Source organism: Luteimonas sp. TWI662 (assembly GCF_039673825.1).
Taxonomy (GTDB): domain Bacteria; phylum Pseudomonadota; class Gammaproteobacteria; order Xanthomonadales; family Xanthomonadaceae; genus Luteimonas.
In genome coordinates this window covers 19,439-36,074 of sequence record NZ_JBDJMI010000013.1, presented here as the reverse complement: position 1 = coordinate 36,074, position 16,636 = coordinate 19,439, and the positions used below count along the sequence as shown (strand labels likewise).

The 16,636-nt window shown below is 69.4% G+C and carries 4 protein-coding genes; all 4 read right to left on the bottom strand.

Going from position 1 to position 16,636, the window contains the following annotated elements:
* Positions 1-27: 27 nt before the first annotated feature.
* Positions 28-1,968, bottom strand: coding sequence for a S8 family serine peptidase (locus tag ABE488_RS10485; RefSeq protein WP_346448267.1), 1,941 nt, complete (start codon positions 1,966-1,968; stop codon positions 28-30).
* 150 nt (positions 1,969-2,118) lie between these two features.
* On the bottom strand, positions 2,119-10,620 hold the full coding sequence (locus ABE488_RS10480) for an ESPR-type extended signal peptide-containing protein (protein WP_346448266.1): 8,502 nt from the start codon (positions 10,618-10,620) through the stop codon (positions 2,119-2,121).
* A gap of 489 nt (positions 10,621-11,109) precedes the next feature.
* A complete protein-coding gene (gene purL / locus ABE488_RS10475) occupies positions 11,110-15,093 on the bottom strand; it encodes a phosphoribosylformylglycinamidine synthase (RefSeq protein WP_346448264.1) in 3,984 nt (1,327 codons plus the stop codon).
* Positions 15,094-15,173: 80 nt separating this feature from the next.
* Positions 15,174-15,986 (bottom strand): DsbC family protein, encoded by an 813-nt coding sequence (locus ABE488_RS10470; protein ID WP_346442936.1) that lies wholly within the window; start codon positions 15,984-15,986, stop codon positions 15,174-15,176.
* Positions 15,987-16,636: the final 650 nt, after the last annotated feature.

Here is a 16,636-nt window from a genome sequence, read left to right as displayed (position 1 = left end):
CGCGTCCTTGCGGGTGCGGCGGCGGTCTTAAACCACCGGAGCCGGCGCCGTGAACTTCGCCTGCAGAGTCACGTTGCTGTAGGCGCGCGTGCCGGCCAGCTTGATGTAGTAGATGCCCGCGGCTGGCCGATTGATCCGGACAGTCTCGGTGTTACCCGGACGCGTCGAGTTCCAGGTCCCGGTCTGTGCCGGCGCCTCGTCGAGGCTGACATGGAGCGAGACGTCACCGCTGCCACCACTGGTGGTGATCGTCAGCGCGCCGGTCACGCCAGCCGGCACTTCGATCGAGTACAGCGTCTCGCTGCCCGCCGTACCCGCCAGACTGCGCATGGGCACGCCATTGCTGATCGGCGTCGAATCCGGCGCGCAGCTCTCGACTTCCGGATCGCACGGCGGCTCGATGGCCTTGAGCACCGCGGCGCCGGCATTGACGATGCCCGGGCCGATCGGCTGGCTGGTCGACGGGGCCACCGTGAAGGGCGTGACGGTGCGCTTGAGCACATCGAGCACTTCCTCCGGGGTGAGCAGCGGCAGCTCAGCGGCCAGGCGCGCACCCTGCATCAGCGCAACCACGCCGGCGACGTGCGGCGAGGCTTGCGAGGTGCCGGCGGTGCCAGCGGTCGGGACGTTGGTGAAGCTGGCCAGCGGCGTGGGCGTCGTCGTGCTCGGGTTCTTGGCCTGCCACACGAAGCCGTCATTGATCTGCGTGCCCGAACTACTGTCATTGGCGTAGACGCCGCCACCCGGGGCCGAGATGTCGATGCCCGTGCCGTAGTTGGAGTAGTACGCACGGCGGCTGGTGATGCCGTTGGACGCGACGGCGATCGCGCCCGGGCAGTTCGCCGGCGAGAAGTTCGCCACGTCGGCATTGCTGTTGCCCGCGGCGATCACCACGGTCGCGCCCAGCGCATTCGCCTGCGCGATCGCGTCGGCCTCGGCTGCCGAACAGGCCCCGGTGCCGCCCAGGCTCAGGTTGATGACATGCGCGGGGTTGGCATTGGCCGGCACGCCATCCACGTCTCCGCCCGCCGCCCAGATGATGGCGTCGACGATGTCCGAATCGTAGCCACCGCAATGGCCAAGGACGCGGACCGGCAGGATCTTGGCGCCGTAGGCAACGCCGGCGACCGCGACACCGTTGTCGGTCCGCTGCGCACCGGCGGTCCCGGCGACGTGGGTGCCGTGCCAGCTGCTGTTGCGCTGTTGGCAGGTCTCCGCGCCGGGGTAGCCGATCGTCCAGTCACCCAGGTCCCAACCGCCCGCCACGCGGTCATCGGTGGTGCGGCCAGACACGAGCTTGTCGGAGATGAAGTCGTAGCCGGCATCGCCGAGCGAGCTGTCGATGTCGGGGTGTTCGGTAATGCCGGTGTCGAGCACCGCGATCGTGATGCCGTCGCCGTCCGTGAGGTCCCACGCGGCGGGCGCGTTGACGCCGCCGCGGTTGGGGCCGCCATCGCCGGTCACGGTGCCGTCGGGCGCGAGCATGTGCCACTGCCATTCCAGCCCCGGATCGTTGGGGACGTAGGCTGGCTGCACCGGCGCGGCAGCGATCTGGCGCAGACGGTCTGGCGCGACCGACTTGACGTTCGGATCGGCGGCGATCTGGCGCATCAGGGCTTCGGCGGAGACACGGTCCACGCCCTGGGCCAGGCGCATCACCTGATGCCCGGTCGCGAGCGTGCGCAGGTACTGCACGTTGTTCGCCTTGGTGGCACCGCGCACGATGCCCGAGCGGGCAAGCGCGGTACGCACACCCGCAACCGCTGCCTGCTGGTCCTGCCGCTCCCGCGCGCCATCCCGATACTCGACGATGAAGCGTCGGATCGGGGTCGCGTCCGATTGCTGCAATGGCACCTCGGCCCCCGCCTTGTCGGACGGGCGCTGGGTCTTGCCCGCATGGACGGCACCGGTGGCGAGCACCGCACCGACCGCGATGGCCAGGGCGCTGGGGATGATGCTGTTCTTCATTTTGGACCCTCGTTGAAGTTTTGGACCTCGGAAGCGTCGGCACGGCAGCACAAGGCCGCCGCCCCGACGGACGTCGCATGGATGGCAGCAGGTGGCCCCGATGCCATCGAACCGCGGACCGGCGGGCAAAGCCCACCGGTCCCCGCGGGATTACCAGCCGAAGCCGGCGCCCACACCCACGGATTTCTCATCGCCGCTGAACGCACCGCCCACGGTGATCGTGGCGCGTTCGCTGATCGCGCGCTGGTAGCCGAGCGACAGCGCGCTCTCGCCGCCCTGGAAGCCGACACCGACGCCGACGCGGTTCTGCGTGCGGATGCCGGCGGCGCTGGTGGCCATGTTCAACATCGCGGCCCCCATCGCGCCCTGACGGTCGATGCGACGCTCGGTGTCGTAGAACCGGCGATCGACATCGCCCTTGAACGTTTCGAAGCTGTCGTTCCAGGTCGCAAACTTCTGGTCGGTGTAGGCCTTGGACGTGGCCACCGCCTGCGTCGCGGTGGTGTCGGCATAGGCCTTCGCCTCGCTGACCCCTGCGTTGACCTGGCCGACATTGGCCGCGTCGGTCGCAGCGGTACCGGCCGCGACGTTGGTGATCTGACGCTCATTGCCCGCGCTGCCGACCGAGACGGTGTTGGCGCGGTCGGCGACCGAACCCTGTCCCAGCGCCACCGCCCCCTCCGCAGTGACCGACGCCCCCTGTCCCAGCGCCGTACCCGACGCCGCGCTCACGCTCGCACCCTCACCGACAGCCACTGCGTTGGTCGCCTCGGCGGTGATCGTCGTGTTGGCACCGAGCGCCGTGCTGCCGTCCGCGTACACCTTGGCATTGCCGCCGATGGCGGTGTCGTTGGGACCATGCGCGTAGGCATCGCCACCCACCGCCACGCCATTCTGCCCCCCGGTCTGGGCACCGTCACCGACCGCGACACCGTTGGAGCCGTCGGCGATCGTCGCCGGCGTATCGCCGCCCACCGCCACTTGGTCATTGGTGCCGGCGCCGGACTCGATCACCGTCTCGACCTGGCCCACACGCGTCTTGAGCTCGGTGATCTGGTTGTCGAGTGCAGCGAAGGTGTCGCCGATCGAGGTGTAGCTGGCGCCCTGGATCGCGTAGCTCGGCATGCTCAGCGTGCCGGCGGCCGTCATCGTGACACCACCGCCGAAGATGTCGGCCGCCGACTGCATCGCACCGTGAAGCTGGCTTCCGTTGATCGCCTGGGTGCTCGTCGCCGAGACGTCGCCGTTCTTGACGTTGGAGATCACCGTGCCTTCATCGGCCAAGGTGATCGAGCCGTGATCGGCGTCGTCGAAGGTCACCGCGTTCGCAGTGACGCCTTCGATGTCGCCGATACGCCCGTCGAGCGCGTCAACACGACCTTCCACGATGCCGACGCGCTCGTTGGTTTCGAACAACTGGCTGCCGTTAACGGCTTCGGAACTGTCGGCAGCGACCTCGCCAGCCGCGACATTACCGATCACCGTGCCATCGCCCCCCCCCAGCGTGACTCGGGCTTTGCTCTCGTCGTCGTACACCAACGCAGTCTCAGCCAGGTTGCCGACGCTGTCGGCGACGCTGTTGAGTTGCGCCAGATTCACCGCGTCGGTGTCTTCAGTACCGGCCGCGACGTTGGTGATCTGACGCTGTCTCGCCTCATGCGTGACGCCGTACTCGTCGGTCCACACCGCCGACGCACCGACTGACACTGTGCCGGCCCGGTCCGCGCGTGCGCCTTCGCCGAGGGCAACGCTACCTTCGGACACGACGCTGGTGTTGGCACCGAGCGCGAGACCGCCCTCGGCATCGACCATGGCACGGGAGCCCAGCGCTACCCCGCCATCCGCAAGGCCTAAGGCGCCGCGTCCCACAACGATCGCGCCAATGCCGTCAGCGAGCGACGTCGCGCCGATCGCGATCGCCTGGTCAGCAGTGCTCAACGCACCACGTCCCACAGCAATGGCGTTGACGCCATCGGCCCATGTGTCCATGCCTAACGCGGTCGCGCCTGATCCGTCGGCCCAGGCGCCATAGCCGAACGCCGAGGCATTCGCCGACGTCGCCCATGCGGACGTACCGTATGCCGTGGCACCGTTGGCGGTCGCCCAAGCGTAAGCGCCGGTCGCGGTGGCATCGTCGCCACTGGCCCAAGCATTGCTACCGACGGCTGTGCTCCAGTTACCGGTGGCCCGCGACTTCACGCCGCCGGCATAGCTGTTGTCACCCAGCGCCTGGGCACCATTGCCCAACGCGGTGGCATTCTGTCCCGTCGCAAGCGCGCCCGAGCCGACAGCAGTGCCACCCGCCTCAGCCTGTGTCGATACCAGCACAGCCTCGCCGTCTTCCATGATCGGACTGTTGAACTCGTCGTAAGCCTGGCCAAGGCCGCCGATTGCGACCGCGCCCTCCGCTGCGGCGAAGCTGTTGAAGCCAATGGCCACACTGTTCGCTGCAGACGCGTGTGCACCACTACCGAACGCCGAGGCCCCCAGCGCCGACGCGAGCGCCGACTCACCTGCCGCCGTCGCGTAATCGCCATCCGCATGGGCGGCGCCTTCGCTGTCCTCACCGCCCGACGCGGCGAAGTACTTGTTGTACTGGGTCGCCTGCTCGAGTTGCGAAACATTGACCGCATCGGTCGCCTGCGTACCCGCCGCGACGTTGGTGATCTGCCGCTCGCTGCCTTCCGCGCCGATCGACACACTATCCGCCCGGTCGGCCACCGAGTTCGCACCCAGCGCCACGCTGTTGTCGGCCGACGCGTCGGCCAGGAAGCCGATTGCGGTCGAGTCGACGCCGCTGGCCGAACTGCCGCTGCCCAGCGCCGAGGCACCATCCGCGGTTGCGTAGGCCAACGCGCCGACGGACGTTGTCTGCACACCCGTCGCCTCGGCCAACGTACCGACAGCAGTCGCGCCGACGTCAGTCGCCCAGGCGCCGTTGCCCAGCGCAGTCGACGCCACACCGCTGGCCTCGGTCGTCTGCAGGATCAAGCCCGGGAAGCCGATCAGCAGGTCGCCGTAGTCCGCGATGCCGCCGACCGCCAGGCCGTAGTCGCCGCTGGCGACGCTGCCGTAGCCCACCGCGGTGGCGAAGCCGCCGGTTGCTTCAGAGAACGCACCCAACGCACTCGATCCGTCGGTGATCGCACTGCTGCTGTAGCCGAGCGCCGTCGACTGCGCACCCGTCGCGCTGGCCGCCGCACCAGTGGCCGTACTGAACGCACCGAGTGCCTGCGCACCGGCGCCAAAGGCAGACGCGCCGACTTCGCTGGCGGTCGTCGTCTGGTCGAGCACCACCTCGCCATCCTCGTTCTCGTAGTACAGCCAACCGCCAACGGCCGTGCTCGAGTCGCCCTCGGCGACCGCGTTGTAGCCCGATGCCGTCGCGTACTGACCGCTTGCGCTCGCGCCGCTGCCGAAGGCCGACGAACCGACACCCGAGGCATAGGTCGTCGAACCCATCGCGGTCGCATAGTCCGCTTCGGCAATCGCATTCGAGCCTGCTGCGATCGCGTCCTCACCTTCGACATAGGCCTCGCCGTCGCCGGTGGCACGGAAGTAGCGGCCCGCGAGCAGGGCGCCATCCGCGGCAGCATTGAGCTGCGCCAGATTCACCGCATCGGTGTCCTCGGTGCCCGCCGCGACATTGGTGATCTGACGCTCGTTGCCTTCCGAACCGACCGACACGCTGTCCACTCGGTCGGCGACCGAATTCGCGCCCAACGCGACGCTGTTGTCGGCCGATGCGAACGCGTTGACGCCCAATGCAGTGCTGTCGTCGCCTTCAGCAGTGGTGTAGTAGCCCACCGCAGTGGCACGATCGCCGCTGCCCCAGGACCGCGCACCCACCGCAGTCGAAGTCTCGGCCTGGGCATAGGCGAAGTAGCCCAGCGCCGTCGCGCCCACCCCGTCGGCCTGCGCCAGGGCGCCGATCGCAGTGGTGTAGTTGCTCCATGCACCCGATCCCGAGCCAAACGCGGAAGCAGCCGTGCCAGCCGCTTCGGCTGGGACCAGGAAGCCCAAGCCAGGCACCAGATCTCCCATACCGCCAACCGCCGTACTGCCCGCACCGCTGGCCACCGCGCCCCAGCCGACCGCCGTGGCGTACTGGTTCGATGCCTCTGTCGCATATCCGAGTGCAGTGGCACCTCGACCGCTCGCGACGCTGAAGCCACCGTTCGCGACGCTGTAGTCGCCCGCAGCCTCACTCGAGTAGCCAGTCGCCGTGGATTGCAGACCGCTCGCGCTCGAGGCTGCGCCAGTGGCCGTGCTGAATCCGCCAGTCGCCTGCGCGCCTGCACCGAATGCCGAATCGCCGACTTCAATGGCCATTGTCGTCTTGTCGAGCACGACGCCGCCGTTTTCATCCTCGTAGTACAACCAGCCACCAACCGCGGTGCTCGAGTCGCCGTCGGCCACCGCGTTGTAGCCCGACGCCGTCGCGTACTGACCACTCGCACTCGCGCCACTGCCGAACGCCGACGACCCAACGCCCGAGGCGTAGGTGGTCGAACCGACTGCGGTCGAGTAATCCGCTTCGGCGATCGCATTCGAGCCCGACGCGGTTGCGTCTTCGCCCTCGGCGGAGGCTTCGCCGTCGCCGGTCGCACGGAAGTACTGGTTGTAGGCGGTCGCCTCCTGCAACTGGCCCAGGTTCACGGCGTCGGTCGTCTCGGTGCCTTCGGCGACATTGGTGATCTGCCGCTCGTTGCCCGCCGAACCGACCGACACGCTGTCCTCCCGGTCGGCGACCGAACTCGCACCCAGCGCCACGCTGTTGTCGGCCGATGCGCCGGCCAGGAAGCCGACCGCCGTCGAATCCACTCCACTGGCCGAACTACCGCTGCCCAGCGCCGACGCGCCGTCCGCGGTCGCATACGCCAGTGTGCCCAACGATGTCGCCTGCACCCCGGTCGCCTCGGCCAACGTACCGACTGCGGTCGCGCCGAGGTCGGTTGCCAGTGCGCCGTTGCCCAGCGCGGTCGATGCCACGCCGCTGGCCTCGGTCGCCTGCAGGATCAAACCGGGGAAGCCGATCAGCAGGTCGCCGTAGTCCGCGATGCCACCGACCGCCAGGCCGTAGTCGCCGCTGGCGACGCTGCCGTAGCCCACCGCGGTGGCGAAGCCGCCGGTTGCTTCAGAGAACGCACCCAACGCACTCGATCCGTCGGTGACCGCACTGCTGCTGTAGCCGAGCGCCGTCGACTGCGTGCCCGTCGCGTTCGCCGCCGCACCAGTGGCCGTACTGAACGCACCGAGTGCCTGCGCACCGGCGCCCAGCGCCGACGCGCCGACTTCGCTGGCCGTCGTGGTCTGGTCCAGCAACACGTTGCCGTTCTCATCCTCGTAGTACAGCCAGCCACCAACCGCCGTGCTCGAGTCGCCTTCAGCCAGCGCGTTGTAGCCCGACGCCGTCGCGTACTGGCCGCTGGCGCTCGCGCCGCTGCCGAAGGCCGACGACCCGACGCCCGAGGCGTAGGTCGTCGAGCCGATCGCGGTCGAATAATCCGCCTCGGCGATCGCATTCGAGCCCGACGCGGTTGCGTCTTCGCCCTCGGCGGAGGCTTCGCCGTCGCCGGTCGCACGGAAGTACTGGTTGTAAGCCGTGGCTTCCTGCAGCTGGCCCAGGTTCACGGCGTCGGTCGTCTCGGTACCTTCGGCGACGTTGGTGATCTGTCGTTCCTCACCTGCCGAACCGACCGACACCGTGTTGTCGCGATCAGCCGTGGAGTTGGCGCCCAGCGCCACGCTGTTATCGGCCAAGGCCGTGCTGTAGAAGCCCACCGCCGTGCTGTTCTCGCCGCTGGCCCACGACTCGGCGCCCAACGCGGCGGCATTGGTGCCGGGCGCATAGGCGAAGTAGCCCAGCGCGACGCTACCTTCGCCTTCGGCCTCGGTGAGGGTGCCGACCGCGGTGCCGTTGGTTCCCGAGGCGATCGCGCCGCTGCCGAACGCGGCCGCGCCGTCGCCCGAAGCCCGGGTCGAGACCAGCAGACCCAGGCCGGGGATCAGATCCGCCGGCCCACCGACGGCGACGCTGCTCGCACCACTGGCGATCGCCTGCGTGCCGACCGCCGTTGCATAGTCCGCCGAAGCCGTGGCGATCGCACCGAACGCAGACGACTGCGCGCCCAGCGCCGACGCGCCCACGCCATAGGCCGACGATGCGAAGCCGGCGGCCTCCGCACTTGCGCCAACCGCAGTGCCGGCCACGCCTGCGCTCGTGGCCGAGGTCTCGACCGGCTGCCCACCGAGCGTCAGCAGCGGCTCGCCATTCTCGTCGACAGCATTGCCCCCCACCGCCACGCTCGCCGCACCATGCGCCTCGGCGCCTGCGCCGAACGCCGCACTGTTCTGCCCATCGGCCACGGCGTTGAAGCCGACCGCTGTCGCATTCTCCCCGAGCGCGAACGCGCCGCTGCCGAACGCCGAAGCGCCCTGCGCCGAAGCCAGGGCCGATTCGCCCGCCGCGGTGGCGTAGTCGCCGTCCGCATATGCGGCGTTATCGCTGTCCTCACCACCCGACGCGGCGAAGTACTTGTTGTATTGGGTCGCTTCCTCGAGTTGCGCGACGTTGACCGCGTCAGTCGCCTCGGCGCCCGCCGCGACATTGGTGATCTGCCGCTCGCTGCCCGCCGCACCGACCGACACGCTGTTCTCGCGATCGGCCACCGAGCTCGCACCCAAGGCCACGCTGTTGTCGGCCGACGCACCGGCCAGGAAGCCGATCGCCGTCGAATCCACTCCACTGGCCGAACTGCCGCTGCCCAGAGCCGACGCGCCGTCCGCGGTCGCATACGCCAGTGTGCCCAACGATGTCGCCTGCACCCCGGTCGCCTCGGCCAACGTACCAACAGCGGTCGCGCCGAGGTCGGTTGCCAGTGCGCCGTTGCCCAGCGCGGTCGATGCCACGCCGCTGGCCTCGGTCGCCTGCAGGATCAAACCGGGGAAGCCGATCAGCAGGTCGCCGTAGTCCGCGATGCCACCGACCGCCAGGCCGTAGTCGCCGCTGGCGACGCTGCCGTAGCCCACCGCGGTGGCGAAGCCGCCGGTTGCTTCAGAGAACGCACCCAACGCACTCGATCCGTCGGTGACCGCACTGCTGCTGTAGCCGAGCGCCGTCGACTGCGTGCCCGTCGCGTTCGCCGCCGCACCAGTGGCCGTACTGAACGCACCGAGTGCCTGCGCACCGGCGCCCAGCGCCGACGCGCCGACTTCGCTGGCCGTCGTGGTCTGGTCCAGCAACACGTTGCCGTTCTCATCCTCGTAGTACAGCCAACCGCCGACGGCCGTGCTCGAGTCGCCCTCGGCGACCGCGTTGTAGCCCGACGCCGTCGCGTACTGGCCGCTGGCGCTCGCGCCGCTGCCGAAGGCCGAAGACCCAATGCCGGATGCATAGGTCGTCGAACCGACCGCAGTCGAATAATCCGCCTCGGCGATCGCATTCGAGCCCGACGCGGTTGCGTCTTCGCCGTCGGCGGAGGCCTCGCCGTCGCCGGTCGCGCGGAAGTACTGGTTGTAGGCCGTCGCCTCCTGCAACTGGCCCAGGTTCACGGCGTCGGTGACGTTCTCGCCATCGGCGACATTGGTGATCTGGCGCTCAGCACCTTCAGAGCCCACCGAGACGCTGTCTTCGCGATCGGCCACCGAGTTGGCGCCCAGCGCGACGCTGTTGTCGGCCGACGCCACAGCGCCAGTGCCGACGGCGGTCGAGGCGACACCACTGGCCGCGCTGCCATTGCCGAGCGCCGTGGCTTCCTGTGCACTCGCAGACGCCAGCGCGCCGACTGCGGTCGACCACTCGCCCTCGGCCGCCGCCTGGAAGCCGAGTGCGGCCGACATGCCGCCGCTGGCAATGCTTTCGGCACCGATCGCGCTCGCGAGTTCGCCCGACGCATCGCTGCCATAGCCCGCCGCCGTGGCTTCGATCCCGGATGCGCTGCTGCCCGCGCCGACGGCAACGCTGCCATCACCGCCGGCCGTCGCATCCGAGCCGGCGGCGAAGGCGACATCGCCGTCGGCAGCCGCCGCACCTTCGCCGGTCCCCGCGACGTACTGCGCAGTCACATCCGCGACGGCGGCAACGGCATCGAGCTGCGCGCGGTTGACGGCATCGGTGGCCTCTACGCCCGCGGCCACGTTGACGATCTGGCGCTCCTCGCCTTCGGCACCTACGGACACCGTATTGGCGCGGTTCGCGCGCGAATTGGCACCCAGCGCGACACTGTCGGCGGCGATCGCGCGTGCATTCGCACCGAGTGCGAGCGCCTGGAGGGCCGTGGCGCGCGCCGACGCGCCGAAGGCACCCGAGGCGAACCCGGTGGCGACCGTCTGCGTGCCCACGGCGGTGGACGTCACACCGCCCGCCTGCGCTGCACCACCAATGGCGACCGCCCCCACCGCAGCACTCGCGCCCCCCGGCACGATGCATTCATAGGTCACGCCGCCAACCGTGCACTCGGCGAGCTCGCCGATGGCGACCTGTGCCCAGGCAGCAGGCATGGCAGCCATCAGCGCCAGCGCCAGCAGCGCGGGCCGTGCGCTCCGACCGACGGCGATGGTCGCACCGACGCCGTCGCCGGTCGCCAGTTCGGAGGCGACGACGATCTGGCCGAGCGACTTGTTCCACACCTTGCGATAGATCCGGTTCATACGGCTTCCCCTCGGAGTGCTTGTTGGTCTGATGGAATACGGGCGAAAAAAAAGCCGCAGGTCGACGATCGACCGAGCGGCTTTGCGATGGAATTCAGTGGGGCTGGGAACCCGCGCCTGGCGCGGAACTGCGCCTTGCAGCGCGAACTTCATGAATGGCGAGTGTACGCAACTTGAATCGTCCCCAAACGACCGACCGGATGCCGACTCTCCCCAGACTGACGCGTCGCGTCAAGGGGCACTGCCGCAGGAGGTCAGTTGGGTGACGAAGGGGGCGCCTCGCGGTCGTTTTACAGTCGACGTCGAGCCGAAACGGCCAGGACCGTCAACACACTGAATTCATGGGCATTTTCCACCGCGCACGGCTGCTCTAGAACCGTACCTCCGGTGTGGGCAACAGGAGAACGCGCGTGCATGACGACGGGACCCGGCCAATAGGCCGGGTCCCGATCTGGACAGGTTTGCGCGAAAGTGACGAATCGCGTCAGTTCAGGCCACGGACCTGCGCACGTTGTCGAACATCCGCATCCACGGGCTGATGTCCGACCAATCGGCCGGGGCCCAACTGAAGTTGACGGCGCGCGGGGTGCGCTCGGGGTGCGGCATCAGGATCGTCACGCGCCCATCGTCCGAGCACAGCCCGGCGATCGCGTCCTGCGAGCCGTTGGGATTGGCCGGATAGCGCACCGCGGGCGTGCCATCGCCCTCGATGTAGCGCAACGCGACCCGCGCCGCGGAGCGCGCCTTCGCATCGTCGAACTGCACCCGCCCTTCGCCATGCGAGATCGCGACGGGAATACGCGATCCGGTCATGCCGGCAAAAAACAGCGACGGCGACTCGACGACCTCGAGCAGGCCGACACGGCCCTCGAAGCGCTCGCTGCGGTTGCGCAACAGCCGCGGCCAGTGCTCGGTGCCCGGGATGATCGCTTTGAGCTGGGACAGCATCTGGCATCCATTGCACACGCCCAGCGAGAAGGTATCGCCACGTTCGAAGAACGCCGCGAACGCGTCGCGCAGTTGCGCCCGCTCGAGCACCGAGGTGGCCCAGCCACGTCCTGCGCCGAGCACGTCTCCGTAGCTGAAGCCGCCACAGGCCGCCAGGCCCTGCATGGTCGCCAGGTCCACACGTCCCTCAATGAGGTCGCTCATGTGCACATCGATCGCGGCAAAGCCCGCACGATCGAAGGCCGCGGCCATCTCGATCTGGCCGTTGACCCCCTGCTCGCGCAGGATCGCCACGCGCGGACGTGCGCCGGTGGCGACGTACGGCGCCGAGGCCGGATCGAACGTGAGCACCGGACGCAGGCCAGGCGTGGCGAAATCGCGTGCGCAAGCACGCTCCTCGTCCGCGCACTCGGGATTGTCGCGCAGCGACTGCATCGCATGGGTCACCGACCACCACGCGTCGAACAGCGCTTCCCATTTCCATTCGGCCAACGGGTCTTCGCCGTCGAGGACGCGAATCGTCGGCGAGGAGGTCGGCCGGGCGATGCGCTGCGCGCACTCGATCAACCCGTGCCGCTCGACCAGGTCGGCGAACTCGGCCCGGTCCTCGGACGCGATCTGCACCACCGCACCCAGTTCCTCAGAGAACAGCGTGCGCACGGCATCGCGCTGGCGCGCCTCGCCCCAGCCTTCCAGGTCGATCTCCAGCCCCTGCCGCGAGCAGAACGCCATCTCGCACAGGGCAGCGAACGCGCCGCCATCGGAGCGGTCGTGGTAGGCCAACAGCAGGCCGGCCTCGCGGGCCTCGCTGATCAATTCGAAAAACGCCTTCAGCCGGGCCGGATCGTCGACGTCCGGGCACGGCCCGCCGAACGCGTCGAAGCACTGCGCCAGCACCGACCCACCGAGCCGCTGCTTGCCCGCGCCCAGGCCGATCAACCACAGCTCGCTGCCCGGCGCGCGTGCCAGCAACGGTGTCAGCTGCGTGCGCACGTCCGGCACCGGCGCGAACGCGCTGACGATCAGCGAGACCGGCGAGACGACTTTGTGGGTCACGTTGTTGGCGATCTGCGAGGGATCGCTCGACAACGCGGAAGCGCTGGCAGCGTCCTGCCACTGCGCCTGCATCGACAGCGAGTCCTTGCCGACCGGGATCGACAGGTCGAGCGCAGGACACAGTTCCATCGCAACCGCACGCACGGCATCGAACAGCCGGGCGTCTTCGCCGGGGTGACCGGCGGCGGCCATCCAGTTGGCCGACAGCTTGACCCGGTGCAGCGTCTCCACCGGTGCCGCGCACAGATTGGTGATCGCCTCGCCGACGGCCATGCGCGCCGCGGCGGCGGCGTCGATCAGCGCCAGCGGCGTGCGCTCGCCGATCGCCATCGCCTCACCGGTGAAACCATCGAAATCCGACAGCGTGATCGCACAGTCGGCCACCGGCAGCTGCCACGGGCCGACCATCTGGTCGCGTGCAGTCAGCCCGCCGACCGAGCGGTCGCCGATCGTGACCAGGAACTGCTTGGCTGCGACGGTCGGATGCGCGAGCACACGCAGGCCGGCCTCGTGCAGGTCGATGCTGCGGGTATCGACGGCCGGCCAGCGGTGCGGCGCCAGCCGTGCGCTGTCGCGATGCATCTTCGGCGCCTTGCCGAACAGCACGTCCATCGGCAGGTCGATCGGGTGCTGCCACTCACTGCCGCCGCTTGCGGCCTCGCCCCCTTCCGCCCTTCGGGCACCTTCCCCCGCATGCGGGGAAAGCAATTGCGGCAGGACGCCATAACCGACGGTCAGGTGCTCTTCGGCGGTCGCCACGCCGACGACCGCGAACGGGCAGCGCTCGCGCGCGCAGATCGCGGTGAACTCGTCGACCCGGTCCTGCGGAATGCCCAGGACGTAACGCTCCTGCGACTCGTTGCACCACAGCTGCATCGGCGACAGCGACGGATCGTCGCTGGGCACCCGGTCCAGATCGATGATGCCCCCCACGCCCGAGTCATGCAGCAGCTCGGGAATCGCGTTCGACAAGCCGCCGGCGCCGACATCGTGGAACCACAGGATCGGATTGCGCTCGCCCAACGCGACGCAGCGGTCGATCACTTCCTGGCAGCGCCGTTCCATCTCGGGGTTGTCGCGCTGCACCGAGGCGAAATCCAGGTCCTCGGCGCTCTCGCCCGAGGCCACGGAACTGGCGGCGCCGCCGCCCAGCCCGATCAGCATCGCCGGCCCGCCCAGCACCACGACCGCATCGCCGGGCGACAGGCGTTTCTTTTCAACCATCGAGCGGTCGATCGCGCCCAGGCCGCCGGCCAGCATGATCGGCTTGTCGTAGCCGCGCTGCAGCCCGTCGTCGCCCTCGGCCAGTTCGAAACTGCGGAAATAGCCGAGCAGATTGGGCCGCCCGAACTCGTTGTTGAACGCCGCGCCGCCGAGCGGGCCGTCGAGCATGATCTCCAGCGCCGGCGCCATGCGCGGGTTGAGCGCGCGCGCGCCCTCCCAGGGCTGCGGCAATGTCGGGATGCGCAGGTGCGAGACGGTGAAGCCGGTCAGGCCGGCCTTGGGCTTGCCGCCGCGTCCGGTCGCGCCCTCGTCGCGGATCTCGCCGCCCGCACCGGTCGCCGCACCGGCGAACGGCGAGATCGCCGTCGGGTGATTGTGGGTCTCGACCTTGATGCAGAACGCGCTGTCGAGCAACGGCTCGCTGCGGTACTCGAACGACACCGGGTCGGGCCGGAAGCGACGCGCCGGATAGCCTTCCACGACCGCGGCGTTGTCGCTGTAGGCCGACAGCGTGTGCTCGGGCGTCTGCGCGTGCGTATGGCGGATCATGCGGAACAGCGACTGCGGCTGCGCCTCGCCGTCGATGGTCCAGGTCGCATTGAAGATCTTGTGCCGGCAATGCTCCGAGTTGGCCTGCGCGAACATCATCAGTTCGACATCCGAGGGCGCACGCCCGAGCACGCCGAAGCGCTCGCGCAGGTAGGCGATCTCGTCGTCGGCCAGCGCCAGGCCGAGCCGTGCATTCGCCGCCTCGAGCGCGTCGAGCGGGATGCGCTCGAGCACGCCACGCTGCGGCACGGCGAACAGCGCCTGCGCCGCGTCGACGTCGTCGAGCAACGACTCGGTCATCGGGTCGTGGAGCAGCTTGTCCACCGCGGCGCGCTCTGCGGCCGAACCGGACCCGCCGAGCAGATCGATGCGCAGGCCGCGCTCGACGCGGTGGATCGGCAGCCCGGCGCCGCGCAGCAATTCACCAGCCTTGCTCGCCCAGGGCGACATCGTGCCCAACCGAGGCGAGACGATGCGCGACACCGCATCCGGTGCACGCGCCGGCCCGGGACCGGCGTCGACTTCGAGCAGGCGACGCAGGGTGGCGTCGTCCGGCGTGCGGCCCGGTTCGGCCTCGACGAAGTAGACGTGCCAGGCGTCGGCGACGCGCAGCGCCGGCGAGACCGCTTGCAGACGCGCTTCAAGCCGCTCGCGTCGGAACGGCGACAGGGCCTGCTGGCCCTCGAGGACGATCATGTCCGGGCAAACCGTGATTCAGGGCCGCCCATTGTAGCCAATGGGCGGGCCTGCCGCCCGGTTACGTCCTGATTGCCGGCTCAGCGACCGCCAGCCGCACCGGCCAGACGCTGCAGGGCGGCGAGCAACTGGTCCGGGGGCATGTAGCCGGGCATCTGGGTGCCGTCTTCGGCCACGATCATCGGGGTGCCGGTCAGGCCCACGCGCTGGCCCAGCGCGTAATGCGCGGCCACTGGATTGGCGCAGGGCTGGGAGGTCACCCGACGCCCGGCCTTGGCATCGGTCAAGGCCTTGCGACGATCGGCCGCGCACCACACCGACTCCATCAACCGGAAATCCTCACTGTCCGGTCCCATGCGCGGATAGGCCAGGTACTCGATGGCGATGCCGCGCTTGTTGTACTCGGCGATGTCGTCGTGCAGACGGCGGCAGTAGCCGCACTCGACGTCGGTGAAGACCGACACGGTGTACTTGGGGTTGGCGGGCGCGAAGATGATGCGTTGCTCCTCGGGCACCTCCGACAGCAAGCGCTTGCGCAACTGCGACAGGCCGGACTGGCTCAGGTCGCGCTTCTCCTGCGCGTCGAACAGGCTGCCCTGCATGACGTAGCGGCCATCGTTGCTGACGTAGAGCACCTGCCCGGCGACGATCACTTCCTGGAAACCGGGCAGCGGCGCGTCGTGGATGCTCTCGATCGAGACCTGCGGGTTGATCGACAGGATCGCGTTGCGCGCACTCGCGGCCGGCGTGCCCGGCGGCGGCGCCACGTCGGCAGCGGCACTCGCGGCCGAAGCCGGCGCGGCCGGTGCGCCCGTCGCATCGGGGGCGCTCGTGCCCTGGGCACAGGCGGACAGGCTGAAGGCACTCAACAGGGCGAACAGGTATCGCTTCATCGCATCGGGCTACCGCGGACGGAGAAACTCCAGAAGCGCCGATTCTGGCACGAAGCCGGGACCCGGGCGCCACGGGCGCCTTGACGGCCCCGCTCTCGTTCACGGCGCCCGCGCGGCAGTGCCGCCACGGCGTCGATACCTCTCACCGCCGTCCATGGCGGACCTCGTCGCTCGATGAACGCCCGGCCCGGCTGGCCGGCCCCGCACAGCACGCGGGGTGTTCGCCCAGGGCGCGAGGCGGTGCCTCGCAGCGCCCTTGTCTCACCCTTGGCCGGGCGTTCGCGCATGCGCGGTCGGCGTCGAATTGCGATCGGCTATTCACTTCGGCGCACGTCCGGCCTCGCGAAGCACGCGAGGCGTTCGCCAAGCCCCCGCGGCAGTGCCGCCACGGCGTCGATACTTCCTACCGCCGTCCATGGCGGACCTCGTCGCTCGATGAACGCCCGGCCCGGCTGGCCGGCCCCGCACAGCACGCGGGGCGTTCGCCCAGGGCGCGAGGCGGTGCCTCGCAGCGCCCTTGTCTCACCCTTGGCCGGGCGTTTGCGCATGCGCGGTCGGCGTCGAATTGCGATCGGCTATTCACTTCGGCGCACGTCCGGCCTCGCGAAGCACGCGAGGCGTTCGCCCCCGTCACGCGGCATGCCGCCTCG